This is a genomic window from Streptomyces avicenniae (genome assembly GCF_000719135.1).
GTDB lineage: Bacteria > Actinomycetota > Actinomycetes > Streptomycetales > Streptomycetaceae > Streptomyces > Streptomyces avicenniae.
In genome coordinates this window covers 374,114-399,550 of sequence record NZ_JOEK01000003.1, presented here as the reverse complement: position 1 = coordinate 399,550, position 25,437 = coordinate 374,114, and the positions used below count along the sequence as shown (strand labels likewise).

Annotated in this window: 23 protein-coding genes and 1 pseudogene; 10 read left to right on the top strand and 14 right to left on the bottom strand. The window is 72.0% G+C overall.

The features are described from left to right. Positions 1–4: 4 nt before the first annotated feature. Positions 5–946 (bottom strand): NADP-dependent oxidoreductase, encoded by a 942-nt coding sequence (locus IF27_RS08700; RefSeq protein ID WP_052848812.1) that lies wholly within the window; start codon positions 944–946, stop codon positions 5–7. Between the two features lie 119 nt (positions 947–1,065). Here IF27_RS08700 and IF27_RS08695 point away from each other — a divergent pair, with 119 nt between their 5' ends. From IF27_RS08695 to IF27_RS08680, 4 genes are all read left to right on the top strand, one after another. Then, entirely contained in the window at positions 1,066–1,278 is a 213-nt protein-coding gene (locus IF27_RS08695; protein ID WP_052848811.1) for an acyl-CoA carboxylase subunit epsilon, read from the top strand. 56 nt (positions 1,279–1,334) lie between these two features. Continuing rightward, positions 1,335–1,976: a nucleoside triphosphate pyrophosphatase gene (locus IF27_RS08690; protein ID WP_052848810.1), complete on the top strand. Its 642-nt coding sequence runs from the start codon at positions 1,335–1,337 to the stop codon at positions 1,974–1,976. A gap of 377 nt (positions 1,977–2,353) precedes the next feature. Beyond that, positions 2,354–4,129, top strand: a complete 1,776-nt coding sequence (locus tag IF27_RS08685) for an acetyl/propionyl/methylcrotonyl-CoA carboxylase subunit alpha (RefSeq protein ID WP_052848809.1) — start codon at positions 2,354–2,356, stop codon at positions 4,127–4,129. A 196-nt stretch (positions 4,130–4,325) separates the two neighbouring features. Continuing rightward, positions 4,326–5,462, top strand: coding sequence for a UDP-N-acetylglucosamine--N-acetylmuramyl-(pentapeptide) pyrophosphoryl-undecaprenol N-acetylglucosamine transferase (locus tag IF27_RS08680; RefSeq protein ID WP_052848864.1), 1,137 nt, complete (start codon positions 4,326–4,328; stop codon positions 5,460–5,462). A gap of 13 nt (positions 5,463–5,475) precedes the next feature. Here IF27_RS08680 and IF27_RS08675 read toward each other — a convergent pair whose 3' ends face one another. The 5 genes and pseudogenes from IF27_RS08675 to IF27_RS08655 all read right to left on the bottom strand — a co-directional run bounded on the left by IF27_RS08675 (position 5,476) and on the right by IF27_RS08655 (position 9,687). Then, on the bottom strand, positions 5,476–5,901 hold the full coding sequence (locus IF27_RS08675) for a low molecular weight protein-tyrosine-phosphatase (RefSeq protein WP_052848808.1): 426 nt from the start codon (positions 5,899–5,901) through the stop codon (positions 5,476–5,478). After that, a pseudogene (locus IF27_RS08670) lies at positions 5,898–7,046 on the bottom strand (DegT/DnrJ/EryC1/StrS family aminotransferase). Before IF27_RS08670 ends, IF27_RS08675 begins: the two are co-directional and overlap by 4 nt. After that, positions 7,037–8,005 carry an ATP-grasp domain-containing protein gene (locus IF27_RS08665; RefSeq protein ID WP_052848863.1) on the bottom strand — a complete coding sequence of 323 codons (969 nt, stop codon included), beginning with the start codon at positions 8,003–8,005 and terminating at the stop codon, positions 7,037–7,039. The pseudogene IF27_RS08670 and the gene IF27_RS08665 overlap by 10 nt, the downstream one beginning before the upstream one ends. Continuing rightward, positions 8,005–9,009 carry a dTDP-glucose 4,6-dehydratase gene (rfbB, locus tag IF27_RS08660; RefSeq protein WP_052848807.1) on the bottom strand — a complete coding sequence of 335 codons (1,005 nt, stop codon included), beginning with the start codon at positions 9,007–9,009 and terminating at the stop codon, positions 8,005–8,007. The genes IF27_RS08665 and rfbB overlap by 1 nt, the downstream gene beginning before the upstream one ends. 93 nt (positions 9,010–9,102) lie before the next feature. Next, positions 9,103–9,687: a dTDP-4-dehydrorhamnose 3,5-epimerase family protein gene (locus IF27_RS08655; protein WP_052848806.1), complete on the bottom strand. Its 585-nt coding sequence runs from the start codon at positions 9,685–9,687 to the stop codon at positions 9,103–9,105. Between the two features lie 167 nt (positions 9,688–9,854). Between IF27_RS08655 and IF27_RS08650 the strand changes: the two genes are divergently transcribed. Further along, the gene (locus IF27_RS08650) at positions 9,855–11,159 is read left to right on the top strand and encodes a helix-turn-helix domain-containing protein (protein WP_052848805.1); all 1,305 of its coding nucleotides are present in this window, start codon (positions 9,855–9,857) and stop codon (positions 11,157–11,159) included. On the opposite strand, the gene IF27_RS08645 is transcribed toward IF27_RS08650, so the two are convergent. The 3 genes from IF27_RS08645 to IF27_RS08635 all read right to left on the bottom strand — a co-directional run bounded on the left by IF27_RS08645 (position 11,147) and on the right by IF27_RS08635 (position 12,661). After that, the gene (locus IF27_RS08645; protein WP_052848862.1) at positions 11,147–11,401 is read right to left on the bottom strand and encodes a DUF397 domain-containing protein; all 255 of its coding nucleotides are present in this window, start codon (positions 11,399–11,401) and stop codon (positions 11,147–11,149) included. The genes IF27_RS08650 and IF27_RS08645 overlap by 13 nt on opposite strands. 148 nt (positions 11,402–11,549) lie before the next feature. Further along, positions 11,550–11,786 carry a DUF397 domain-containing protein gene (locus IF27_RS08640; protein WP_052848861.1) on the bottom strand — a complete coding sequence of 79 codons (237 nt, stop codon included), beginning with the start codon at positions 11,784–11,786 and terminating at the stop codon, positions 11,550–11,552. A gap of 2 nt (positions 11,787–11,788) precedes the next feature. Next, positions 11,789–12,661, bottom strand: coding sequence for a helix-turn-helix domain-containing protein (locus IF27_RS08635; protein ID WP_052848804.1), 873 nt, complete (start codon positions 12,659–12,661; stop codon positions 11,789–11,791). Positions 12,662–12,892: 231 nt separating this feature from the next. On the opposite strand from IF27_RS08635, the gene IF27_RS08630 reads away from it, so the two are divergent. Together IF27_RS08630 and IF27_RS08625 are read left to right on the top strand one after the other, a co-directional pair. Next, the gene (locus IF27_RS08630) at positions 12,893–13,324 is read left to right on the top strand and encodes an ATP-binding protein (protein WP_052848803.1); all 432 of its coding nucleotides are present in this window, start codon (positions 12,893–12,895) and stop codon (positions 13,322–13,324) included. Positions 13,325–13,442: 118 nt separating this feature from the next. After that, positions 13,443–13,802: a hypothetical protein gene (locus IF27_RS08625; RefSeq protein ID WP_052848802.1), complete on the top strand. Its 360-nt coding sequence runs from the start codon at positions 13,443–13,445 to the stop codon at positions 13,800–13,802. Between the two features lie 120 nt (positions 13,803–13,922). Here IF27_RS08625 and IF27_RS08620 read toward each other — a convergent pair whose 3' ends face one another. From IF27_RS08620 to IF27_RS08610, 3 genes are all read right to left on the bottom strand, one after another. Further along, positions 13,923–14,672, bottom strand: coding sequence for a class I SAM-dependent methyltransferase (locus tag IF27_RS08620; protein WP_052848801.1), 750 nt, complete (start codon positions 14,670–14,672; stop codon positions 13,923–13,925). 108 nt (positions 14,673–14,780) lie between these two features. After that, positions 14,781–15,692, bottom strand: coding sequence for a DeoR/GlpR family DNA-binding transcription regulator (locus tag IF27_RS08615; protein ID WP_476713124.1), 912 nt, complete (start codon positions 15,690–15,692; stop codon positions 14,781–14,783). 168 nt (positions 15,693–15,860) lie between these two features. Then, the gene (locus tag IF27_RS08610; RefSeq protein WP_052848800.1) at positions 15,861–17,300 is read right to left on the bottom strand and encodes an NAD(P)H-quinone dehydrogenase; all 1,440 of its coding nucleotides are present in this window, start codon (positions 17,298–17,300) and stop codon (positions 15,861–15,863) included. A gap of 93 nt (positions 17,301–17,393) precedes the next feature. Between IF27_RS08610 and IF27_RS08605 the strand changes: the two genes are divergently transcribed. The 3 genes from IF27_RS08605 to IF27_RS08595 all read left to right on the top strand — a co-directional run bounded on the left by IF27_RS08605 (position 17,394) and on the right by IF27_RS08595 (position 20,441). Beyond that, on the top strand, positions 17,394–17,831 hold the full coding sequence (locus tag IF27_RS08605) for a gamma-glutamylcyclotransferase family protein (protein WP_052848799.1): 438 nt from the start codon (positions 17,394–17,396) through the stop codon (positions 17,829–17,831). 113 nt (positions 17,832–17,944) lie between these two features. Next, positions 17,945–18,745 (top strand): purine-nucleoside phosphorylase, encoded by an 801-nt coding sequence (locus IF27_RS08600; RefSeq protein WP_052848798.1) that lies wholly within the window; start codon positions 17,945–17,947, stop codon positions 18,743–18,745. Between the two features lie 10 nt (positions 18,746–18,755). Next, on the top strand, positions 18,756–20,441 hold the full coding sequence (locus tag IF27_RS08595) for a phospho-sugar mutase (protein ID WP_052848797.1): 1,686 nt from the start codon (positions 18,756–18,758) through the stop codon (positions 20,439–20,441). On the opposite strand, the gene IF27_RS08590 is transcribed toward IF27_RS08595, so the two are convergent. Further along, positions 20,401–20,844: a DUF7919 family protein gene (locus IF27_RS08590; RefSeq protein WP_052848796.1), complete on the bottom strand. Its 444-nt coding sequence runs from the start codon at positions 20,842–20,844 to the stop codon at positions 20,401–20,403. The genes IF27_RS08595 and IF27_RS08590 overlap by 41 nt on opposite strands. Positions 20,845–20,880: 36 nt before the next feature. Beyond that, the gene (locus tag IF27_RS08585) at positions 20,881–25,383 is read right to left on the bottom strand and encodes a putative adhesin (RefSeq protein WP_190232865.1); all 4,503 of its coding nucleotides are present in this window, start codon (positions 25,381–25,383) and stop codon (positions 20,881–20,883) included. Positions 25,384–25,437 lie beyond the last annotated feature (54 nt).

Genomic DNA, 25,437 nt, shown 5'->3' with positions numbered 1-25,437 from the left:
GGCGTCAGAGCACGGAGATCGACAGCTTGCCGAAGCTGCTCTGCCGGAAGGCCGCGAGGGCGGCGGGCGCGTCGCCGAGGCCGTACGTCGCGGTGATCGGCACGCGCAGCCGCCCGGCCGCCACGTCGGCCGCCAGCCGGTCGAGGGTCGCGGTGTCCGGGTCGGCCACGACGTCGGTGACGGTCAGCGAGTCCCCCAGGCCGTCGTGCGGCGCCCAGTGGCGCGGGCTGGCCAGCCGCCCGCCGTCCGCGACGAGGCGCGCGACCGCGTCGCCGTCGCCCGCGAGGTGGATCGCCGCCGCCAGCCCGCGCGGCGCCAGGGCGCGGACCTGTCCGGCGAGGTCGGCCGTGTGGTCCACGACGTGGACGCGCTCGCCGAGCAGGTCGCGCAGGAAGCCGGACTGCACGCCAGGACGCGCCGTCGCGATCAGCCGCGCGCCCCGCGCCGCCACGTACTGCGCCGCCATCGCGCCCACGCCGCCCGTCGCCCCGGCGACGAGCACCGGCTCGCCCGGCTGCGGAGCGACGGCGTCCACGCAGGTCAGCGCGGTCGTGCCCGCCAGCGCGAGGGCGCCCGCGTCCGCCAGGGCGACCCCGGCGGGCACCCGGGCGACGCCGAAGCCCTCGGGCACCGTCACGTACTCCGCGAGCGACCCCGCCCCGACCGGCGGGCGCACCGCCATGCCGAAGACGGCCTCGCCGACGCCGTAGCCCGTCACCTGCTCGCCGATGGCGTGCACCGTCCCGGCGAAGTCCTTGCCGAGGACGAGCGGGTAGGGGTACTGCGCCGGATCGCCGAACCGGCCCGCCATGACGCCCAGGTCGATGCCGTTGAGCGCCGCCGTCGCGACCCGCACCAGCAGCTCGTCGGGGCCCGGCTCCGGGTCGGGCGCCTCGCCCACCTCGGGCTCGGACGGCACGGGATTCCTCAGCACGACCGCGCGCATCGCACGTCCTTCCGGTAGGCCGTCCACCACGGCGTCCACGTCGTCAGCTCGTCCCGCGAAGCCTAGGATGGCCGCGCCCCCGGAGCGGGGCACCGACGCGACCGACACGGGAGTGGCTGATGATCACAGTGGTGCGCGGCAATCCCACCCCCGAGGAGCTGGCCGCCGCCCTGACCGTCGTGCGGGCGCGGCTGGCCGCCGGGGCGGCGGGGGCGGCGGACGGACGAGGGCCGCGCCCGCTGCGCGCCTGGTCCGACCCGGCGCGCGCGCTGACCAGGGGCCTGCCCACGCCGGGGCCGCACGCCTGGCGCACGAGCCTGTGGCCCGCGTGACGGACGGCCCGTGACCGGCCGCCGACCGGCCAGAACCGCGTGAGACGCTGGGGCACATGAGACGACTCGTGCTGGCCTCCCAGTCCCCCGCGCGCCTGTGGCTGCTGCGGCAGGCCGGGCTCGTGCCCGAGGTGATCGTCAGCGGCGTGGACGAGGACGCGCTCACCGCCGACAGCCCCGACGCGCTCGCGCTGCTGCTCGCGGAGGCGAAGGCCGCGGCCGTCGCGGCGCGCCCGGAGGCGGCGGACGCGGTCGTCGTGGGCTGCGACTCGGTGCTCGACCTCGACGGCGAGGCGTACGGCAAGCCCGCCGACGCCGAGGAGGCCACGGCGCGCTGGAAGACGATGCGCGGCAGGAGCGGCGTGCTGCGCACCGGCCACTGCGTCATCGACACGAGGAGCGGGCGGCGGGCCGCCGCGACCGCCTCGACCACCCTGCGGTTCGGCGAGCCGACGGACGACGAGATCGCGGCGTACGTCGCCACGGGTGAACCGCTGCACGTCGCGGGCGCGTTCACCCTCCAGGGGCGTTCCGCCCCGTTCATCGACGGCATCGACGGCGACCCCGGCACGGTCATCGGCCTCTCCCTGCCGCTGCTGCGCCGCCTGCTGCGCGAGGGCGCGGGGGTCGGGATCACGGACCTGTGGATGACGGGGACGGCGGGGACAGTGGGGACGGCGGCGGCGCCCGGCGCCTGACGGCGGGCCCGCGCACCGGCGTCCACGCCCGGCGGATGGCCGCCCGGTGACGTGCCGGGCAATCCCCCGCGCATGCGGCGTGAACCGCCCTTTCCCGGACGCGGGCCCGATCCCCCGAAGCGCAAAGTTTCCGTTCGGCCGCTGTCGGGTCCCGACAAAACGTCCGCGCGACTCCTGTGCTGGAGTACCGGACTTTCAGCCCGGTCCCGGATTCGGTCGGTAATCCCCCGCAGGGCGCGTACCTTGGGACGACGGGGCAGACGGCCCGGCGGAGCGCCCGCTCTCACCGTCCGTGTGGGCAAGGTCACTCCTGCGGGCGACTCGTTGCGAGGTGTCGCCACTGCCTAAACTCACCTTGTTCCGAGGAGGGAGCCATCGTGCGCAAGGTGCTCATCGCCAACCGCGGCGAAATCGCCGTCCGGGTCGCCCGTGCGTGCCGGGATGCCGGTATCGCCAGCGTGGCCGTCTACGCCGAGCCGGACCGCGACGCCGTCCACGTCCGGGCCACCGACGAGGCGTTCGCGCTGGGTGGCGACACCCCGGCCGCCAGCTATCTGGACGTCGGCAAGGTCCTGAAGGCAGCCGCGGACTCCGGCGCCGACGCCATTCACCCCGGCTACGGATTCCTGTCCGAGAACGCCGAGTTCGCCCAGGCCGTGCTGGACGCGGGGCTGATCTGGATCGGGCCGTCGCCCGACGCCATCAGGTCCCTGGGCGACAAGGTCGCCGCCCGGCACATCGCGCAGCGCGCCGGGGCCCCGCTCGTCGCGGGCACCAAGGACCCGGTGTCGGGCGCCGACGAGGTGGTCGCGTTCGCGTCCGAGCACGGGCTGCCGGTCGCGATCAAGGCGGCGTTCGGCGGCGGCGGGCGTGGCCTCAAGGTCGCCCGCACGCTGGCCGAGGTGCCGGAGCTGTACGAGTCGGCGGTGCGCGAGGCGGTCTCCGCCTTCGGGCGCGGCGAGTGCTTCGTGGAGCGCTACCTCGACCGGCCGCGGCACGTCGAGACGCAGTGCCTCGCCGACACCCACGGCAACGTCGTGGTCGTCTCCACGCGTGACTGCTCGCTCCAGCGCCGCCACCAGAAGCTCGTGGAGGAGGCCCCGGCGCCCTACCTGACGCCGGAGCAGAACGCCGAGCTGTACCGCGCGTCCAAGGCCATCCTCAAGGAGGCCAAGTACGTCGGCGCGGGCACCTGCGAATTCCTCGTCGGCCAGGACGGCACCATCTCCTTCCTTGAGGTCAACACCCGCCTCCAGGTGGAGCACCCGGTCTCGGAGGAGATCAGCGGCATCGACCTCGTGCGCGAGCAGCTGCGCATCGCGCAGGGCGAGGCCCTGGGGTACGACGACCCGCCGCTGCGCGGCCACTCGTTCGAGTTCCGCATCAACGGCGAGGACCCGGGGCGCGGCTTCCTCCCGGCGCCCGGCACGGTGACGACGTTCGCGCCGCCGCTCGGCCCTGGCGTGCGCGTGGACACCGGCGTCGAGTCGGGGTCGGTCATCGGCCCGGCGTGGGACTCGATGCTGGCCAAGCTGATCGTGACCGGCGCGGACCGCAAGCAGGCGCTGGAGCGCGCGTCGCGCGCGCTGGCCGAGTTCGGGCTCGAAGGGATGGCGACGGTCATCCCCTTCCACCGCACCGTGGTGCGCGACCCGGCGTTCGCGCCGGAGGTCAACGGGCGCGAGGGCGAGCCGTTCGCCGTCCACACCCGGTGGATCGAGACCGAGTTCGTGAACGAGCTGCCCCCCTTCGCCGCCGTCCCGGGCGAGGGCGAGGAGAGCGGGCTGCGCGAGACGGTCGTGGTCGAGGTCGCGGGCAAGCGCCTTGAGGTCTCGCTGCCCGCGACGCTGGCGATGCCGCTGGCGCGCGCGGCGGTCGCCGGCGGCGCGCGGCCCGCGCGCCGCAGATCGGCGGGACGCGCCGGGGCCGCCGCGACGGGCGCGGCGCTGGCGTCGCCCATGCAGGGCACCATCGTGAAGGTCGCCGTGGAGGAGGGCCAAGAGGTCGCCGAGGGCGAACTGGTCATCGTGCTTGAGGCGATGAAGATGGAGCAGCCCATCACGGCACACCGCGCGGGCACCGTGACGAGCCTCGCCGCCGAGGTGGGCGGCGCGCTCTCCGCGGGCGCGGTGATCTGCGAGATCAAGGACTGACCCGGCCCGGGTACGGACACACCTGGCCGCACACCGCCCCCATCGCGCGACGCCTCCCCTGCGGGGGAAGGCACCCGCGCCATGGGGGCGGTCCGGTGTGGGAGGCTCGGGGGCCGACGGTCTGTGAGGTCCGGCCGCGCCGGCGGCCGGGGAGGAGTGTGCGGTGACGGCGGGCTCGGTGGCGGCGTTCCGATTGATGGTGACGGGTGGCGGAACGGGGGGTCACACGTATCCGGCGTTGACCGCGGTGCGCTGCCTGCGGGAGCGTCTCGCGGCGGACGGCCGGGGGCTCGACGTGCTGTGGGTGGGGACCGAAGGCGGCTTGGAGGCCCGGGTCGCCGCGTCGGAGGGGATCGACTTCGCGACGGTGGCCACCGGGAAGATCCGCCGGGCGAGGAATCCGCTGAAGATGGTCTCCCCCGCCAATGTGCGGGACATGAGCCGGGTGCCGCTGGGAATCGCGCAGGCCCGGGCGCTGATCAACCGCTTCCGACCGGACGTGGTGCTGGCCACGGGCGGGTACGTCGCCGTACCGGTGGGCGTTGCCGCGACGCGGTTGTGCGGCAGGCCGTTGGTCGTGCACGAGCAGACCGTGCGCCTGGGGCTCGCCAACCGCACGCTGGCCGCGCGGGCGGCCCGTATCGCGGTGTCGTCACCGTCCACGGTGCCGCTGCTTCCGGAGACCGCCCGGGCCAGGGCTGTGGTCACGGGCAATCCGGTGCGTCCCGAGGTGCTGTCCGGACGCCCGGAGAAGGCCGTCGAGGCGTTGGGGATGCGGGGGTTCAACGGCGGGCTGCCCACGGTGTACGTCACCGGCGGCGCGCAGGGATCGCAGCAGATCAACGCCCTGGTCGCCGAGGTGCTCCCATGGTTGCTGACCTCTGCCAACGTGATCCACCAGTGCGGGCCTGACAATGTCGGAGCACTGCGTGCGGGGACCGCCTCCCTGCCCCTCGAACTGGCCGGTCGCTACCACCTGACGGGCTACGTGGGTCCTGAACTGCCGGACGTGCTGGCGCTCGCCGACGTGGTGATCGCCCGCAGCGGGGCGGGGACGATCGCCGAACTGACGGCCCTCGGACGACCGGCCGTGTTCGTACCGCTCGCGACCTCAGCCGGGGACGAACAGGCCCACAATGCACGCTGGTTGCAGGAGCAGGGCGCTGCGGTCGCTTTGACGGGCGAGGTGACGCCGGGTGCGATGCGAGAGGCGCTGGGTTCGCTGCTGACGGACGCCGGTCGGCGCGCGGAGATGGCGGGACGGGCACGCTCGCTGGGACGGCCGGACGCGGCGGACCGTCTGGTGGACGTGGTGCTGTCCGCCGCGTCCTGAGGGCGCAGCGCAGTCAGGGGAGGTGCCGGTGGGCGCCTCCCCTGATGCGTTCGACGCAGTCGGCGAACGCGGCATCGTCCCGGCCCCAGGGATCGGGCACGTCCCGATCCCCGAGGTACAGGAGTGCCTTGGTGTGGGCCGCAGGGTGGCGTGCCAGGTCGGCGAGATTGCGGCGGTCCATGGCAAGGACGGTGTCGGCCCATTCCAGGTCATCCGAAGTGACTTGCGCGGCGCGATGCATGGTGAGGTCGTAGCCGTGGAGAGCAGCGGCGCGGATCATCGCCGGGTGAGCGGGCATGCCGGTGTGCTTGTCCCGGATTCCTGCCGAACGGACCTCGATGCCCGGCGCACCGTGTCGGGCGAGGATGGCAGCAGCCGTGGGCGAGCGGCAGATGTTGCCCAGACAGACGACAAGAATGCGGCGAGCACGGTTGATCATGGGGTCCCTCTCGGCTCCCTGGCCAGACTTTGTACAAGGTGGTGGACGACGTACGCTGCATCGCCCGTGGTCATCGCAGGGTGGAAAGGCAGACTGAGTATTTCGCGACTGACGGCCTCGGTGACGGGCAGCGGGCGAGGGGAGTCGGCGAAGGCCGGTTGTCGGTGGTTGGGCGGGTAGGGAACCCCGGACTCGATCCCGTGGTTCCGCAGGAAGGCGTGTGCCTGGTTCCGGAGTCGGGCGGGGATACGGACCACGCAGTGGAACGGGACCGTGTGGTCGATGTCCGGGTCCACCGTCGTCACAGCATTCGTGGTCGTGAGCAGCTCGCGGTAGGCACTCCACAGGGTGCGGCGTCACCGTGCGACAGCGGCGAAGTGCCGGAGTTGGACCAGGCCGATGGCTGCGTTGAGGGCGGGGAGATGTGCGCGCAGACCGAACCCGGTGACGTCGTAGGTGGTTGCTGAAGCGCGTTTTCGCGCGTCCTGCTCGATGCCCAATCCGCGCAGGCGCCGGGCGGTCACCCCCTCGCCCGGGGTGCGGGGGACGACGGCGCCGCCGTCGCCACATGTGAGGTTCTTGATCGGGTCGAAACTGAAGCATGTGAGAGCGCCGGTGCCACCGACATGCCGCCCGTCGCGGCGGGTGCGGGATCCGAAAGCATGGGCCGCGTCCTCGACAACCGCAATGCCACGCTGGTCGAGGATGTCGCGGATCGGAGTCAGGTCGATTGCACGGCCGCCGTAAAGCACGGGGAGTACCGCGCGGGTGCGCGGGGTGAGCGCCTGGAGAAGAATGGGCGGAGTCACACACAGGGTGCGAGGGTCGATCTCGCACCAGACCGGGCGGGCGCCTGTGGCAAGAATGGCCTGAACGGTCGCGGCAAAGGTGAGAGAGGGAACGACCACCTCATCCCCAGGACCGACACCGGCGGTCAAAAGGGCGATGTGGAGCGCGGCGGTACCGGAGGCGACCGCGACGATGTCCGGGACACCGAGTAGTTCCGCAAGCCGACACTCGAACTCCTCGGTGACAGGCCCGTGCCCGTACTGGCCACTGCGGAGGACCTCCGCTGCGGCAGCCTCTTCGTCGCCATGGAGGTAGGGGCGGGCATTGGGCAGGCGGCGGAAGGAGATCAGGTCCATGCCGTTCCCCCGGGGTGTGCGACAACCAGGGTCTCGACGTACTTGGTCAGCCGTACGCCAGGACGGTACGTGAGCCGAGTGTGGTCAACCGGCCCGCCCAGAGTGGCGGCGAGAAGCTGCTCGACGAGGTGGGCACCTGCCGCTTCGGCGAGCGGGAACCCGCCTGCGACACGGGCGTTGACCTCGGTCATCACCAGACTCTGATCGTGGGCGATGAAGCCTTGTGCGCAAGCAGCCCCGGTGATGCCCGTGGCGGCCAGGGTCTCCCGCACAAGCGCCGTGACGGCGGGATCCGTGAAGGTCTCGGCAACCATCGACAGACCGTTCTTGACGAGCTGGCGATAGCGCAGGATGACCGAGGCCGTCCCGTCTCGGTCGATCAGGCAGTCGGCGGTGAACTCGACCCCGTCCACGTGCTCTTGAACGATGAAGTCGGGAGTCGGTGCGGCAAGGGCACGGGCCTGCGCGCGCCCGACTGCCTGGTGGACGTGCTTGGAACCCCAGCCGCGGCGGGGCTTGACGACGAGGAGCGGCCCGTCCGGCGCTTCGTCAGGGTGCAACCAAGTTCGGGGCGTGGGGATACCTTGCTCGGTCAGCGCCTCATGGAACACCGCCTTGTCCGCGCAGGTGTCGATCGCCTCGGAGGACGGCAACCACGTGCGAACGCCCAGGCTCTCCAGTTCCCCAGCCACGCGAGCAAGATGCGGCAGCTCAGGCTCGACGGTCGAAATGATGGCCTGGGGCCGCAGTTCCTTGCACAAGCCGAGCAGAACGTCGGTGTAAGCGGGGTCGGCGGCGGACGGCAGAAGGCGCGGCGTGGTGCCAGGCAGGAGCAGCCCGCATGCCAGCGGATCGGCGTCCGTGGTGACGACCTCGCTGCCGAGTTGAAGCAAAGAGCGGGTGAGGTCAAATCCGGGGGCGCCCCCCACTCCCGTCACCAGAATGCGGCAGACACCCATCACGCGGCCTCGGAGAGAGCCGAGTGGGGAAGCGAAGGAGTGGTGGCTCGTAGGAGCGGCGCCCACCGGTCCGGGTTCTGGCGGTACCAGGCCACGGTCCGTGCAAGGCCGTCCTCCAGCCCCCAGGCCGGGCAGTAACCGAGAGCGGCGGTCGCGGACCAGTCCATGGAGTAACGAATGTCGTTGGACGGCCGGTCGGGCACATAGGTGACCCGGTCCCAGCCGAGCCCGCAAACTTCGAGCAGCCGGGCCGTGATCTCGCGCGTCGTCAGGTCGGTTCCGCCGCCGATGTTGTAGATACCTCCCGGAGTGCCATGACGCAGGACCGATTCGATCCCGGCACAGTTGTCCTCGACATGCAACCAGTTCCGGATGTGCTGGCCCTCGCCGTGCACGGTGACCCTGCCTCCCCGCAGCAGGGTCGTGATGAAACCGGGAATCAGCTTCTCGGGATGCTGGTTGGGGCCGTAGTTGTTGCTGGAACGGGTGACGCACACTCCCAGGCCGTAAGTACGCCAGTAGGACAGAGCCATGAGGTCGCTCGCGGCCTTGGACGCGGCGTACGGGACGGTGGGGCGCAGAGGGGCGTGTTCGTCGGCCGTCCCCGTGGGCAACGGACCGTACACCTCGTCGGTGGAGACGTGGACGAACCGGCTCACCTGGTGGCGGCGGGCCGCCTCCAGCAAGACCTGGGTGCCCATCACATTGGTGTCCATGAATGTGCTCGCCTGGGCGATGGACCGGTCCACATGCGTTTCGGCGGCGAAGTGCACGATCGCCTCGGCGTCGGCGGCCAAGCGATCCACCAGCGGCACATCTCGGATGTCACCTTGGACGAACGCCAGCCTCGTTGCCAGGAACGCGTCGCCCAGGTTGGCCGTCGCCCCGGCATAGGTGAGAGCGTCCAGGACGGTCACCCGGGCTTCTGTGTCACTGCGTAGAAGGCGCTTGACGAAGTGGGAACCGATGAATCCGGCTCCTCCGGTAACGAGAACGTGCTGCATGACCGGTCTCCGATCCAGGGGCAGGGAAGTTCGCGCATACGGTGCCGTCCCGGCGGCATGCGAGCGAGCCGGGCAGAAGTGGAGGGAATCGGGTCAGGGGGTGTGGCCGTGCACGGGAGCGGCGAGCAGGCCGGTGGCCAGGGCCACGCGAGCAGCAGGTGCGGTCCTGTCCCGGTCGGATTGGACGAGGGACATTCCGTCGGGCCAGGGCAACGCCAGTGCGGAGTCGAGTGCCTGCACGCGCTGCTCGCGGACGACTCTGCGGGAATGTGACAGCAGGTAGATCACCACGGACCGTGGCGCGAGGCTCAGATAGGCGTGGCCGATGCCATGGGTCACTCGTAGGGCGAGGCGGTTGTCCTCGGTCAGCAACTCGCTGTGCCACTGGCCGAACGTCGGCGACCCCGGCCGCAGATCGACTGTGACGTCCAGGACGGCGCCCTGCACACAGGTGACCACCTTGGCATGGCCGAGCGGGGAGACTGTGACGGCCAAGCCTCGCAGGACGCCATAGTTGGACACCGTGCAATTGGCCTGGGCAACGAAGGGCAGGCGGAGACCGCCCTTGCCCAAGTCCCCGCGGTACCACTCGTCCAGGTGTCCGCGGATGTCGCGACGGGGCTTGGGATCGAGTATGCACACACCGGGAATCGGTAGCTGACGGATCTGTTCGGCCATGGAAAACCCTCCTCACCTGTCTCGGCGGGGTTTCCGGTACCGGTCCTGCCGAGACAACTGAAGCGCGACGATCGACCGCCGAACAAGGCGTGACCTGTACTCCTTCTGTACTCCAGACCTCGCCGAAGAGCCCGTGCGTGCCCGCCCTTCCTGATGAAATCGTTTCCGTGGACACCACACCGCGCTCCATCGGGCACCCGCTGACCTACATGCGCCAGCTCCATGGCCTCAGCCTGGATGACCTCGCTCGGCTGGTTCACCACCGACTGGCCGCGCAGGGGTTGCGCTCAGGGATGACCCGCCAGCGAATCGCCGACTTCGAGCACGGCCGACGCCGCCCGGGCCCCGGCACCCAGCATGTATTCGCTCGCATTTTCGGCGTATCCCCAGCCCTGGTGCACCCGCCATCATGGCCATGGTGGCTGCCTGCCACCGATACTCCGATGCCGATGGGCCATCGTCGTGCGCTGGCCGCCACACAGGAGGCCATGGCCGTGGACCGCCGTACCTTCGCCGCCTACACACCCGCCGCGCTGGTCGCGCTGGCCGCCGAATGGCGCGGCGTCGAACCCAGCACGCTCGCGGCGGCAAGCGAAGGCAGGCGGATCGATGACGAGTTACTCACCTGGTTGGAGGCGACGACCGACCGGCTGACCACGCTCATCACTTCCCAGCGTCAGCACGCCGTCCGGCTTCTGGACGCCCACCTCGCCACTCTGACCGACCTGCTCGTCCACGCCAGCCACGACGCCACCACCGGCCGCGCCCTGCGCATTCAGCTGGCCCGCACGGCCATCGCCTCGGGCTGGTACCACTTCGACCAAGCTGGCCACGGCCGCGCGTCCCGGCTGTGGCACGCCGCACTTCATGCCGCCCACGAAGCCGGAGAGCACGATCTCGGTGCAGGTGCTCTGAGCGACCTCGCCTACCAGGCAACCTGGCTAGGCCACCCCGGCACAGCCACGCAGATCCTCGATCACGCTCTCACCCGCACCACCCACCCGACCTCACGCTCCCTCCTCCACCTCCGCCGCGCCCGCGCGCACGCCCTCCTGGACGATGCACGCGCCTGCACTGCCGACCTCTCTGCCGCCGAGACCCACCTGCGCACCGCCGACAATCCCCCCGCATGGTGCGCCTGGATGCAGGAAGCCGACCTCACGGTGGACACCGGCCGTGCTCTCGCCGATCTCGGCCACACCGCCGAAGCACTTCGGCACATCAGCACCGGTCTGGAGCAACTCCCGGCCGCCCGAGCCAAGACGAAGGCTGTTTTCCTTGCCTATCAGGCAGGAGCACTTCTCCAGAACCAGGAACCTGAGCAGGCTGCCGCGGCTGCGCAACAGTCCGCGATGCTTGCCAACGATCTCGGCGCTGAGCGCTGCCTGACGCTTCTGAATGGCCTGCGCCCGCGCTTCGCCCTCTACGGACACCGCGACACATCCGTCCGCGGCTCGGACTATCGCAGGTAGGTGCGCTGCCAGTCGGCGGAGGTGCCGAAGTCCCCCGCCTTGACGCACGCCACGAACGCGGCGAACTCGGCGCGGGTGTAGCGCTGCGGCGTACGCCCCGGGAACTTGGAATCCCGCACGGCAACGCCACCGTCGAGGAGCATCAGCTCCACACAGTTGTCGCCGCTCCCGTTGCTGAACGACGACTTGAACCACTTTCCGACAAGCGAAGCGCCGTGCGGTTCTTCCTTCTCGGGGCTCATCATCGGATCTCCTCCTCGATCGCCCACACAGGCTCGACGGCTTCCCGAAGTTCATGAGCGCCCGTCGCTACACCGAGGTTTTCCGCGTCCTACGTCGGGCATGCGGGCGCCTCGCTGCCCGGAAGGCAGCGAGGCTTGGCGGAGAGGGTCAGTTGTCGGTGGAGCTACCGAAGTCCCCGGCCTTGACGCACGCCACGAAGGCGGCGAACTCGGCGCGGGTGTAGCGCTGCGGCGTACGCCCCGGGAACTTGGAATCCCGCACGGCAACACCGCCGTCAAGGACCATCAGCTCCACACAGTTGTCACCGTTTCCAGCGCTGAACGACGACTTGAACCACTCTCCGCCGAGAGAGGCGCCGTACAGTTCTTCCTTCTCGGGGCTCATCATCAGATCTCTTTCTCGATCGCCTGCACAAGCTTGATGGTTCTCTCCGGGCTCAAAGCGTGCTCCGTGAGGTCGTTGAACCTTCGCCTCGCCTGCCGAACTTCCGCCGGGGCGTCGTGCAACATCTCTCCGGCCATCTTCTCCTGGGACACCACACTGCGGTTTCCGCTGCCGGGGAAGTCGATGATGGTGAACGAGGCACTGATGATGCTCGGAGCCCCGGCGGCATAGGGGATGACGCGGAATGTCACGTTGGGGCGGGCAGCCATGGCGGTGATGTGCTGGAGTTGCTGTCGCATCACGGTCGGGCCACCCACGACAGCGCGAACGGCGGACTCCAGACAGATGGCTTCCAGGACGACAGGGTTGTTCCTGGACAGAATGGCCTGTCGCCTCGTCCGTGACTCGGCGAAAACCATGCGGCGCTCGGTGCTCTCGTGCTTCTGACCGAACGCGGTGATGGCCTCGACGTACTGCTGCGTCTGAAGCAGGCCAGGAAGGTAGGTGCCCGCGTGCGTTGACAGGCGTTCCGCCGCGTCCTCGATGTAGAGGTAGCGGTACGAGTCGCCGTGGAAGAGGTCGCGGAAGCGCTGGTCCTCCCACCACGCACGCCCGTACGACCTGCCCTGGGCGATCTTCGCCTGAAGCACGGCGGTCTCGTCGGTGTCCGCGCCGTACAGCCCGAGCAGAACTTTGAGCTGCCGATCACTGGGAAAGGCCCGGCCGCGTTCGATCTTGCTGACGGTGAACCGTGACACCTTGAGCTTCGCCGCCGCGTCGTCCTGTCGCAGCCCCGCGCGGCTACGGAGACGTTGCAGTTCCTCACCCACGTCACGCATGGCGAAGATCGCATTCGTGTTGACGGTGATGGACACGGTCCTCCTCTCAACGGGGGTTTGCGGACTGGGATCAGCGTACCGCCCCAGCGTGTTCGAGGGCCTTTTTCATACACCGTCACCCATACGAAGTACCAGGTGGGCACGGGAGGTTGCGCAATCGGAGTCACGTGACTCATGCCGGGACTCGCACGCTGCGGCACGAGGTGACCCCGCTGCGTGAACGGAACCGTGCTGCCCACGTCCGCGCCTCGCGGCTGGAGGTGTCCCATGACCGTCACTGCACAACAGGCAACCGACGCCGAGGCATTCGCCTGGGAGTTACTGGCACGCGCTCCGGGGATCGAGACCTGGCGGCGGACCCTCGCGCTCGTGCTCCGGGCGTGGGGCGCGTCGGACTCCACCGTCGAGATCGCCCGGATGGGCCTTTCGGAACTGCTCGCGAACGTGGTGCGGCACGTGGACGACCCGTGCTGCCGGTTGTCCGCCGTGCTTGACGGCCGACGGGTGACGGTGCGGGTCGAGGACAGGTCGGTACGCGTGCCGGTCGTCGTGGAACCGGCCTGGGACGCCGAGTCGGGAAGGGGCCTGTGGATGCTGCGTGCGATGTGCCGGGACTTCGGCTGCGAGCCGGAAGTGGACGGCAAGGCCGTGTGGTTCGTCCTCGACCTGGACGCCACGGCCGAGGGGGCGGCGGCCTGATGTGGCGGTGTGCGGGGAGTGTGCTCGGGGTGGTGGCCGCCGTGGGTGGGGGCGTGCTGCTCGGATTGTTCCTGGTGTTCCTGCACGTCCTGCGGGTGCTCCGCGAGGCGGGTGAGAGGTGAACGCCGACGAATGGGTGGTCGGGGCCTGCTGGTTGTGGTGCGGGCACCGGGTCACGCTGGTCAGGAACGTCGGGGTGGTGTCCGTCGCCTCGCCGCCGGGAGAGGCGCCGCTGTACGCGTGCGGCAGATGCCTCGAACAACTGGAAGGCTCCGTCGCGGACTACGGCGAGATGACCGGGCCTGGCCCGCACGACGACGGGCTGTACGTCGTCCCCGGAACCGCCCCGGCGGCACCCCGCCCCCGCACGCGCCGCTGGTTCTGCGGCCCGCGCACCCTCCTCGGACGCCGCTGGCACGGCCTGGTCGAGAGCGCCGAGGAATCCCTCGTCCCCCGGCCGGAGCGGGTCGGCCCCTAGTCGTCGCCCCCGTGGCGGGCGAAGCCCCCGCTGCCGGACGAGATCGACCTCGCCTTCCGCATCCTCACCGACCCCGACCCCGACCCCCACGCCGACGCCTGATCCGGCCGCTCAGGCCGCTCAGGCGTCCGCGGGGACCTCCAGGGCGAAGAGCAGGAAGCACATCTTGGTCGAGAGGCTCCGGAAGTCGTCCGGGTACAGCTCGCGGGCGGCCGGGTCGGGCCGGGGTTCGCTGAGGACGGTCAGGCGGAATCCGGCCGCCGTGAAGGCATCGGTCATCGTGTGCAGCGGTCGGCGCCAGAACACCATCGGGGCCGACCGCCCGACGAGTTCGTGCCACTCGTCGGTGAAGCTGGTGGTGGCGAAGTAGTCGGGCCGGGGGTCCTGCGTCGCGTAGTCCACGAACGGATGCTGCACCGAGGCGATCAGCCGACCGCCGGGCCGCAGCGCACGGCGTATCTCGGCCAGCGTCGGCCCCCAGTCCTCCAGGTAGTGGAGCACGAGCGACGCCGTCACGTCGTCGAACGCGCCGTCGGCGAACGGCAGCGGATCGGTCAGGTCGGCCACGCGCACGTCGGCGTCGGCACCCAGCCGCCGCCGCGCCAGCTCCACCATCCCGGCGCTGGAGTCGATGCCGGTGACAACGGCGCCGCGCTCGCGCAGGGCGGCCGACAGCGGTCCTGCGCCGCAGCCCGCGTCGAGAATCCGGCGGCCCGCGACATCCCCGGCGAGCGACAGCATCGCGGGGCGCTCGTAGTAGGCGTTCAGGAGACTGGTCTCGTTGAGCGCCGCGTACGCCTCGGCGAAGTTGTCGTAGTCGTTCACCTGGATCGCGGGCGCGGGCTGGGTGGGATTCTCGGCGGTGGTCACGTCGTGGTCTCCGGCTCGTCGTCTCGGCACGTCGGACGGGTGTCCTGAAGTGCCTGACGCCGGGTCACCGCGCGGGAGTTCCCGCGCGGCGAACCGGTCGGGGCGGAGCTACCGCCGCCGGGGCGGTGCCAGGTCGCCGAGGCGCTGGCCGAGTGGCCCGTGGCCCGTGGCGCGCGGTCCGGGGAGTTGAGCGTCCCGGGGGTCGCGCGGGTCGCGGGCGTCCCGCAGGTCGCGGCGTGGCCCGTCCAGCGGGGGTTTGACGCCCGGCTGCCCGCCCGCCCCGGCGAGCGAGACGCGTACGCCCTGGTCGGCCAGCGCGTCGATCTCCACGCCCGCCTTGGCGGCCTCGGGCGGCGGCTGGTCCGTCACCAGATGCGTGATGTGCTCGGTCGGGACGGTCTGGAACGCCGTGTCGGCGCCCAGCTTGGTGTGGTCGGCCAGCACGACGACCTCGGCGGCGGCCCGCACCAGGGCGCGGTCCACGCTGGCGGCCAGCATGTTGGACGTGGACAGCCCCCGGTCGGCGGTCAGCCCCGAGCCGGACAGGAAGGCCCGGCTGACACGGAGCCCGAGCAGCGACTGCTCGGCGCCGCTGCCGACGAGGGCGTAGTTCGACCCCCGCAGGGTGCCGCCGGTCATGACGACCTCGACGCGGTTGGCATGGGCCAACGCCTGGGCGACCAGCAGGGAGTTGGTCACGACGGTGAGCCCCGGGACCCGGGCCAGTCTGCGGGCCAGTTCCTGGGTCGTGGTGCCTGCGCCGACGACGATCGCCTCGCCTTCGCGCACCAGACCCGCCGCGTACTCGGCGATGGCGGTCTTCTCAGCGGTGGCGGCCATCGCCCGCTGGGGAAACCCCGATTCCCGGGTGAAGCCACCCGGCAGGACCGCACCACCGTGCCTGCGGTCCAGCAGTCCTTCTGCCTCCAGGGCACGGACATCGCGCCGCACCGTCACTTCCGAGGTCTGGACAACGCGGGCGAGCTCCCGGAGCGACACTGCCCCGTTGGCCCGCACCATTTCGAGAATCATCTGACGACGTTCAGCAGCGAACACGGAACTGACAGTAACCCCAACGTCCATCTTGTTTCAGCAGGTTGCGGGGAATTACCGAAGTTGTCTATACGTGCGCCCCAGGCGTGCTATATGCCGCGGGCGCTTGCCCGCGATCCACGCGCTGACCAGTGCCTACTGTTCCTCGGCGTACTTCCGTGTATGCAGTTGACGGGCCGCCTCGGCGATCGAGCCGGACAGAGACGGGTACACAGTGAACGCTTTTGCGATCTGTTCCACCGTCAGGGAGTTGTCCACCGCGATCGAAATCGGATGGATCAGCTCACTGGCGCGCGGCGCCACGACCACGCCCCCGACCACGATCCCCGTGCCGGGACGGCAGAAGAGCTTCACGAAGCCGTCCCGCACGCCCTGCATCTTGGCCCGCGGGTTCCGCAGCAGCGGCAGCTTCACCACCCGTGCGTCGATGCGCCCCTCGTCCATGTCGGCCTGCGTCCAGCCGACGGTGGCGATCTCCGGGTCGGTGAAGATGTTGCCCGAGACGGTGCGCAGGTCGAGCGGCGCGACCGCGTCGCCGAGGAAGTGGTACATCGCGATACGGCCCTGCATCGCGGCCACCGACGCCAGCGCGAGGACGCCCGTGCAGTCGCCCGCCGCGTAGACGCCGGGCGCCGAGGTGCGCGAGACCTTGTCCGTCTTGATGTGGCCCGAGTCCTTGAGCCGCACCCCGGCCTCGGCCAGGCCCATGCCGGACGTGTTCGGGACGGCGCCGACGGCCATCAGGCAGTGCGTGCCGGAGATGACGCGGCCGTCCTGGAGCGTCACCTCGACGCGGTCGCCCACGCGGCGGGCGGCGGAGGCGCGGGAGCGGGAGAGGACGTTCATGCCGCGGCGGCGGAAGACGTCCTCCAGCACGGCCGCCGCGTCCGGGTCCTCGCCCGGCAGGACGCGGTCGCGCGAGGAGACGAGCGTCACACGCGAGCCGAGCGCCTGGTACGCCCCGGCGAACTCGGCGCCGGTCACGCCCGAGCCGACCACGATCAGCTCCTCGGGCAGCTCCTTCAGGTCGTAGACCTGCGTCCACGTGAGGATGCGCTCGCCGTCGGGGCGCGCGTCCGGCAGCTCGCGGGGCTGCCCGCCGGTGGCGATCAGCACACCGTCCGCGACCAGCTCGCGCTCCGTGCCGTCCGGCTCGGTGAGGGTGACGCGGCGGGAGCCGTCCGGCGCCTGGTTCGGCTCCAGGCGGCCCGAGCCGCGCAGCAGCTGGACGCCCGCGCGGGTCACCGAGGCGGTGATGTCGTGCGACTGGGCGAGCGCGAGGCGCTTGACGCGCCGGTTCACCTTGCCGAGATCGACTCCTATGCCGCGCACCTCGTCGCCCACGCCGTCGCCGTCGTGGTCGATCTCGATGCCCAGCTCCTCGTGCGAGGAGTCGAAGCCGGTCATCACCTCGGCGGTGGCGATGAGGGTCTTGGAGGGGACGCAGTCGGTGAGCACGGAGGCCCCGCCGAGGCCGTCCCGGTCCACGACCGTCACCTCCGCGCCGAGCTGCGCGGCCACCAGCGCCGCCTCGTAGCCGCCAGGTCCGCCACCGATGATCACGATCCGAGTCACCCCCCCAGTGTCGCGCACGCCCCCGCGGAGCCCGGCACGGCCCCGGGGCGAACCTCGCGGGGTCACCCGCGCCTCTCCCGTACGCTCAGGGTCATGTCGCTCTACGCCGCATACGCCGGAAACCTCGATCCCCGGCTGATGTCCCGCCGCGCACCGTACTCGCCGCTGCGCAGCACCGGCTGGCTGACCGGATGGCGGCTCACCTTCGGCGGGGAGGAGATGGGGTGGGAGGGCGCGCTCGCCACGCTCGTGGAGTCGCCCGCCTCCGACGTCTTCGTCGCGCTCTACGACCTCGCGCCCGCCGACGAGGAGGCGATGGACCGCTGGGAGGGGGTGGGGCTCGGCATCTACCGCCGCACGCGTGTGCGAGTGCACACGTTGGACGGCGACGAGACGGCGTGGGCGTACGTCCTCAACGCGTACGAGGGCGGCCTGCCGTCCGCCCGTTACCTCGGCGAGCTGGCGGACGCCGCCGAGTCGGCGGGCGCGCCGCACGACTACGTGATGGAACTGCGCAAGCGCCCCTGCTGACCGCACACCGCCTTCACGGCCGGTCCCGGGCGCACGCACCCACCGTGGCCGAGACCGAACCGTGCCCAACCTTTTCTCTACGCGCGTAGGAGATGAACGGTTAGGCTCAGCGCGTGAACGCTTCTGAGATTGAGCGGACGGCCGACGCCGCCGCCGCCCGGCTGCGTGAGCTGACCGGTGTGGCCAGCCACGACGTCGCGCTCGTCATGGGCTCCGGGTGGGTCCCGGCCGCCGCAGCACTGGGTGAACCCGCGTACGAGTGCGACATCACCGCGTTGCCCGGCTTCCCGCCGCCCACCGTCGAAGGGCACGCGGGCAAGCTCCGCTCGTACCGGGTGGGGGACAGGCGCGCGCTCGTCTTTCTCGGTCGCACACACGCGTACGAGGGCCACGGCGTCGCCGCCGTCGCCCACGGCGTCCGCACCGCCATCGCCGCGGGCTGCAAGACCGTCGTCCTCACCAACGGCTGCGGCGGCCTGCGCGAGGGGATGCGCGTCGGCCAGCCCGTGCTGATCTCCGACCACATCAACCTCACGGGAACCTCACCCGTCGTCGGCGCCAGGTTCGTCGATCTGACCGACCTCTACTCGCCCCGGCTGCGCGCCCTGTGCCGCGAGATCGACCCGAGCCTGGAGGAGGGCGTCTACGTCCAGTTCCCCGGGCCGCACTACGAGACGCCCGCCGAGATCCGCATGGTCCGCGCCATCGGCGGCGACCTGGTCGGCATGTCCACGGTGCTGGAGGCCATCGCCGCGCGCGAGGCGGGCGCCGAGGTGCTGGGCATCTCGCTGGTCACGAACCTCGCCGCGGGCATCACGGGCGAGCCGCTGAACCACGAGGAGGTCCTGCGCGCCGGACGCGACTCCGCCGCCCGTATGGGGGCCCTGCTCGCCAAGGTCCTGGGCCGTATCTGACCATGAACGCATGACCGATCACGACACCGACCACGAGACCCTTGCCGCGCGGGCCCGCGCCTGGCTCGCCGAGGACCCCGACCCGGACACGCGCGCCGAGCTGTCCGCGCTGCTCGCGGGCGGGGACCTGGCGGCGCTGGCCGAACGGTTCGCGGGCACGCTCCAGTTCGGCACGGCCGGGCTGCGCGGCGAGATGGGCGCGGGCCCCATGCGGATGAACCGCGCCGTGGTGATCCGCGCGGCGGCGGGCCTGTCCGCGTACCTGCGCGGGACGGGCGCGGACGGCGGCCTGGTCGTCATCGGCTACGACGCGCGGCACAACAGCGCCGCGTTCGCCCGCGACACCGCCGCCGTCGTGACGGGCGCCGGGCTGCGGGCCGCGCTCCTGGCGCGCGCGCTGCCGACGCCCGTGCTCGCCTTCGCCATCCGTCATCTCGGGGCCGTCGCGGGCGTGATGGTCACCGCGAGCCACAACCCGCCGCGTGACAACGGCTACAAGGTGTACCTGGGCGACGGCAGCCAGATCGTGCCGCCCGCCGACGCGGACATCGCCGCCCGGATCGCGGCGGTCGGGGCACTGGCGGACGTGCCGCGCCCCGGCGCCGGCTGGGAGACGCTCGGCGAGGACGTGGTGGACGCCTACCTGGCGCGGAGCGGTGCGGCGCTGACGGGCGGCTCGCCCCGTTCCGTCTCGGTGGTCTACACGCCGATGCACGGCGTGGGACGGCCGGTACTGACGGCGGCGTTCGCCCGCGCGGGCTTCCCCCCGCCGGTGGACGTGCCGGAACAGGCCGACGCCGACCCGGACTTCCCCACCGTCGCGTTCCCCAATCCTGAGGAGCCGGGCGCGATGGACCTCGCCCTGGCGGCGGCCCGCGCCTCCTCCCCCGACCTGGTGCTCGCCAACGACCCGGACGCCGACCGGTGCGCCGCCGGCGTCCCCGACCCGGCGGCCGAGGGCGGCTGGCGCATGCTGCGCGGCGACGAGGTGGGGGCGCTGCTGGCCACGCACCTGGTGCGCCGCGGGCGGCGCGGGACGTTCGCCGCGTCGATCGTCTCCTCCTCCCTCGTCGGGCGGATCGCGGCGGCGGCCGGGCTGCCGTACGAGGAGACGCTGACGGGCTTCAAGTGGCTCGGCCGCGTGCCGGATCTGGCCTTCGGGTACGAGGAGGCGCTCGGCTACTGCGTCGATCCGGAGGGCGTGCGCGACAAGGACGGCATCACGGCGGCGCTGCTGCTGGCGGAGCTGGCGGCCGAGGAGAAGGAGCGCGGCGGGCGCACGCTGGGCGACCTGCTGGACGACGTCGCCGTGACGCACGGGCTGCACGCCACCGACCAGTTGTCCGTGCGCGTCGCCGACCTGGCGGTCATCGCGGACGCGATGGCGCGGCTGCGCTCCGCCCCGCCGCGCGCGCTGGGCGGCCTGGCGGTCGCGTCGGCCGAGGACCTGGCCGCGGGCGACGGCGGGCTGCCGCCCACGGACGGCCTGCGCTACCGGCTGACGGGCGGCGGCGCGGTCGAGGCGGCGCGGGTGATCGTCCGGCCGAGCGGCACCGAGCCGAAGCTCAAGTGCTACCTGGAGGCCGTCGTGCCGGTGGCGACGCACGAGGCGCTGCCGCAGGCGCGCGCGACGGCGGCGTCCGCGCTGGCCGCGATCAGGCGCGACCTGGCGGACGCGGCCGGTCTGACGGCGTGACGCGACCGGCGAGGACGGCCTCGGTGAACGCGGGCGGCGGCAGGTAGGCGTGGTGGGTCACGTAGTGGTGGACCATCGTCGGCGCGCACAGCCAGACGCCTTCCGCGGTCGTCACGCGGACCTCGGCCGTGCCGAGGAGCACGGACGTGCCCCCGAGGACGGCGTTCACCGGGAAGCCGGGTGAGCCGTCGGCGTGCGGCCGGTCGCAGGCGTGCATGCCCCGCGTCTGCGCCCGCTGCTCGTCCCGGCACAGGAGGCCGAGCCGTTCGGTGAACCCGGCGGGGGGCGCGCCCGTGAGGTGGTCGTGCGGGGCGGCGAGCCAGCCGACGTTCAGCGCGGTGAAGCCGGGCGGCACCGTCCCTGGCAGGTAGGTGTACGGGGTGAGGTCGGCGAAGTAGGTCATGTGGCGGTGCTTCCCCTTCGGGGTCGGGGGCGGTGGTCAGAGGAGCGAGCGGCACGCGGCCCAGTGCACGGTTCCCATGTTCGGCCCGATGAGCGCGGACAGGCGCGTCGGTTCCGTCACCGTACGCGGGGCGCCCACCAGGCTGAGGCCGTTCGGTGGGAAGAGGAGGTAGTCGGGGACGCGGGTGCCAGGACCCCAGACCCGGACCGGCGTCGGATTGGCCATCTCGATGCGGTTGCCGAGGAAGTTCTCGAGCGACTCCCCGTGCCGTGAGTAGAAGTGCAGCCACGTCCCCTCGGGCACGGTGACGAGGGACATGTCGCCCGTGTAGATGCCGCCGTGGCCGCTCAGGACGATCTGGCCGTCAGGCCGCCCCCAGTTGATCTCGATCGGGGTGCAGGGCGCCAGGCCCAGGGGGTCGGCGTGGGTCTGGGGGTTGTCCACGTACGCGACCGGGTTGCGCACGGGGCCGAGGCCGAGCGGGTCGGGGGTGGTGTAGCGGGCGGTGGCGGGGTCGTAGTGGCGGTGCAGGTTGTAGTGCCAGCCCGTCTCGTCGTCCGCGTACTGCCCGGGGAAGCGCAGGGGGGTGTCCGTGGTGGCGCCGGGGGCCGCCGTGGTGACGCCCCAGACCGTGGCGCGTGCCTGCCAGGCGATCCGGCCGGTGTCGTCCACGAGTTCGGTGGGCGCGCCGGTGAGGCCGGTGACGATGGCGTGGAAGCGGGCGTCGATCTCGCTGTCGGACGCGGTGGCGAGGTCGGTGGGCGGGGTGGTCGGCGGGGCGGTGGGCGAGGCGGTGGGCGGGGCGGCGCGGCGTTCGGTCTGGGCGACCGGCCGCAGCTCGTGGTGGTCCCAGGTCAGTGTGGTGCCCGCGGAGTCTCCCGCGCCGGTGGTGGTCTGCTCGATCAGGGTGGAGCCCGACCAGGCGTAGGTGACCTGCTCGGCGACCGTGCCGTCCGGGGCGAGCCGCTGTTTGGCCGTGCGCCGGTCGAAGGGGTCGTAGAGGTAGCGCCAGCGGGTGCCGTCCGGCGTGGTGACCTCGGTGAGACGGTCCTCCGCGTCCCACGCGTAGCGCCAGGTCTCGGGCTTGCGGGAGAGGCGTTTGCGCCGCCGCAGGACCGTCCGGCCCGCCGCGTCGTACTCGTGGTGGACCGCGCCCGCGGTGAGGACGCGGGTCCCGGCGTACGCGCGTGGCCCGGCGGCGCCGGTGTCCTCGTCGGGCCACCGGGCGGCGGCCTGGTTGCCGAGCGGGTCGTAGGCGTACGCCTCGGTGCCGCCGGGCCCTGCGGCCTCGGTGATGCGGTTCAGCGCGTCGAGCGTGAAGTCCGTCCTGCCGCCGGGCAGTTCGGCGACCGACGCGGGGGCGCGGTCGGGCCGGTGGGTCCAGCTGCGGCTGTGCAGCGTCCGGCCGCCCGCGGTGAGGGTCTGGCCGGTGAGGAGGCCGCGGTCGTCCCACGTCTGGTGCACGGCGAGGTCGTGGCCGAGGGTGCGGGCGGTCTCGCGGCCCGCGTGGTCGCGGTCGAAGCGCAGGACGCGTGCGCCGGTGCGGAGTTCGGCGGGCCGTCCGGCGGCGTCGTAGCGGGTGACGCTGTGGTGCCCGGTCGGCGTGGTGCGGCCGACGGGGCGGCCGAGCGGGTCGTACGCGTGCCGGACCGTCCGGTCCCCGACCGTCTCGGCGAGGACGCGCCCGAGCACGTCGCGCTCGAACGTGATCCGCGCGTCGGGCCCGGTCGCGGCGACGGGACGGCCCGCCGCGTCGTACACGTAGTCGGTGCGCCTGCCGTCCGCGTCCCTGGCGGTCATCGCGCCGACCGCGTCGTAGGTGTAACTGACGGTCTGGCCCAGGGCGTTGGTGCGGCTGAGCAGCGCCCCTGCGGGGTCGTAGGTGTACGTGAGGGCGCGGCCGTCGTAGTCGGACTGCGCGACGAGGCGTCCCGCCGCGTCGTAGGTGTGCGACCAGGCGAGGCCGCCCGGGGCGGTGACCCGGCGGATGCGCAGCTCGGTGTCGCGGACGAAGTCGTGGCGCGTGCCGTCCGGGAGCACCTGGGAGACGGGCAGGTCGAACGGGCCGTACGTCCAGCGCGTCGTCCGGCCGCTCTCGTCGGTGTACGCCACGGGGTTGCCCCCGGCGTCGCGGGTCCAGCGGCGTTCGGCGCCGGTGGGGTCGGTGACGGTCAGGGGGTGGCCCTCGACGCTCCACGTCGTCGTGACCGTGGCCCCGGTGGGGTCGGTGACGGCGACGGGGCGGCCGAAGGCGTCGCGCGTGACCGTGCCGGTGGCGCCGGTGGGATCGGTGACGGCGACGGTGAGCCCGGCCGCGTCGTTGCGGATGCGGGTGGTGTGGCCGAGGGGGTCGGTGGTGGAGGCGTGGCCGCCCCGGTCGTCGTACGTGTAGGTGGTGCAGGCCCCGGACGGGTCGGTGACGGCCACGAGGTTGCCGCGCGCGTCGTGTTCCTGGCGCCAGCGGGCGCCGTCCTCGCGCACCACCTCGGTCGGCAGGCCGGACGCGTCGCGGGTGACGGTGACGCGTGCGCCGTCCGGGCGGGTGGCGGTGAGCAGGGCGCCGTGCTCGTCGTACGTGTGGGTGGTGGTGCGCCCGAGGGGGTCCGTGACGGTGAGGAGGCGGTCGTAGCGGTCCCAGGTGCGGTGGGTGTGGTGGCCGAGGGGGTCGGTCTCGGTGAGGAGGTGGTAGGCGTCGTCGAACTGGTAGACCGTCGTTTCGCCCAGGGAGTCGGTGAAGAGGGTGCGGTGGGTGGCGGGGTCGTGGACGATGCGGCTGGCGAGGGCGCCGCCGGTGCCGTCGGTGGCGGTGCAGCGGCCGTGTTCGTCGTAGGTGTACGCGTGCCACGTGCCGTTGGGGTCCTCCCAGCGGGTCAGGCGGCGTCTGGCGTCGTAGGAGAAGGTGAGCGGGCGGCCGGAGGAGTTGGTGACGGACGCCAGGTTGCCCGCCGCGTCGTAGCCGTAGCGCAGGAGGACGGGCCGCTCGGGGTCGCTGAGCAGCCGGAGTTGGGTGATGCGGCGCCGGTGTGTGGTGATGCCGACGTGGTACCCGGCGCTGTGGACAACGTCCGTGGGCGTGCCGTCGGCGGCGTAGGCGACGTCGATGCGGTTGCCGTTGCGGTCGGTCATGGCGGTGAGCGGCAGTTCGCCGCCTCTGCGGCCGGGGACCGCGGCGAAGTGCAGGGAACGTCCGGTGTCCCGCTGGTGGACGACGAGCGGGTCCTCCGGCCTGCCCGACCACGCGAGCGCCCAGCGGGGGCCCTCGACGGGGAACACCGGCTCGTCGGGCAGCGGGCGGGGGTAGTACAACGTCATGCCGTCGTCGGCGCACAGCCGCACGCCGTCGGCGTCGGCGTCGAGGGCGAGCCGCTGGTCGAGGGTGGAGGCCCAGGAGCGGCCGAACCAGGTGCCGGAGCGGACCGAGGTGCGGTGGTGACGTTCGAGTATCAGGGGCAGCACGCCGGGGAGTTCGACGTCGGCCGCGGAGAGCACCACCTCGCCGGTCGCCATGTCGATCGGGTCGCCGCGGGAGAAGAGGCTCCGTATGCCGCGGCCCATGCCGCGTACCTGCTGGCCGAGGCCGCGGGTCCCGAGCGCCATGCCGCGCAGGCCGCCGGAGGCGAGTCCTCGCATGCCGCGGGCGAGGCCGCCGAGGGTGGTGAGGCCCTTCATGCCCGGGATGCAGTCGAGGGCGGAGAACGCGACGTCCCAGAGGGATGCTTCGCCGCGCGAGTACTTGATGAGCGTGTCGGCGAGGACGACGAGGGCCGCCGCCAGGACGATCAGCGCGAGGGGGCCACCGATGATCATCACCACGATGCCGAGGACGGCGACGATCACCTTGCAGACGTCAACTATCGTGTCCCAGTTCTCCGTCACCCAGTGGACGGCCTTCTGCCACCACTTACGGTTCTGGATGCCCGCGTCGGACGCTTCGTCGATGTCCCTGGCCGCCTCGCGTGCGGCCTCCTCACGCATCTCCCGCGCCTGACGCGCCAGTTCACGCGCCGCATCGAGGCTGTCCTGCGCCGTGTCCACGCGGGACTGCGCCGCGTCACGGGCGGAGTCGGCCGCCTGACGGTCACGGGTCGCCGCCCGCACCTCCGCCTCGTCCGGCGGTGGGGCATTGTCACGCTCACCCTCACGCTGCAACCGGTCCGACTCGTCACCGGCACGCGACACCCAGCTCTGCGCATCCCCCAACGACGCCTGCGCCGACGTCAGATCGGCCTGCGCCGCTATCGCACGGTCCAGGGCACGATCCGCCTGGCCCTGCGCGGTCTGGAGCTTGGGCCAGTAGGTCTGGAGCGCCTGCGCGCACAGGTCGTACGAGTCACGCAGCTTGGTCAGATTCCCCGGCACGCCGTCGAACTCGCTGCGGAACGCCTCGGCCGAGAGACCCGCCCAGTCCTGCACCGCACGATCCGACGCCAACCCCCGCACCCGCCCCAGGGCTTCGCTCACATCGTCCGCGAACGTCTGCAAAGCATCGGCCAACTCCCGGACCTCGTCCGGATCACCCGGCGTCGGGTCCGACTCCATCCCCACCGGAGACCAATCAGCTGGCCGCGCCATTTACCTACCCCCTAGGAACGA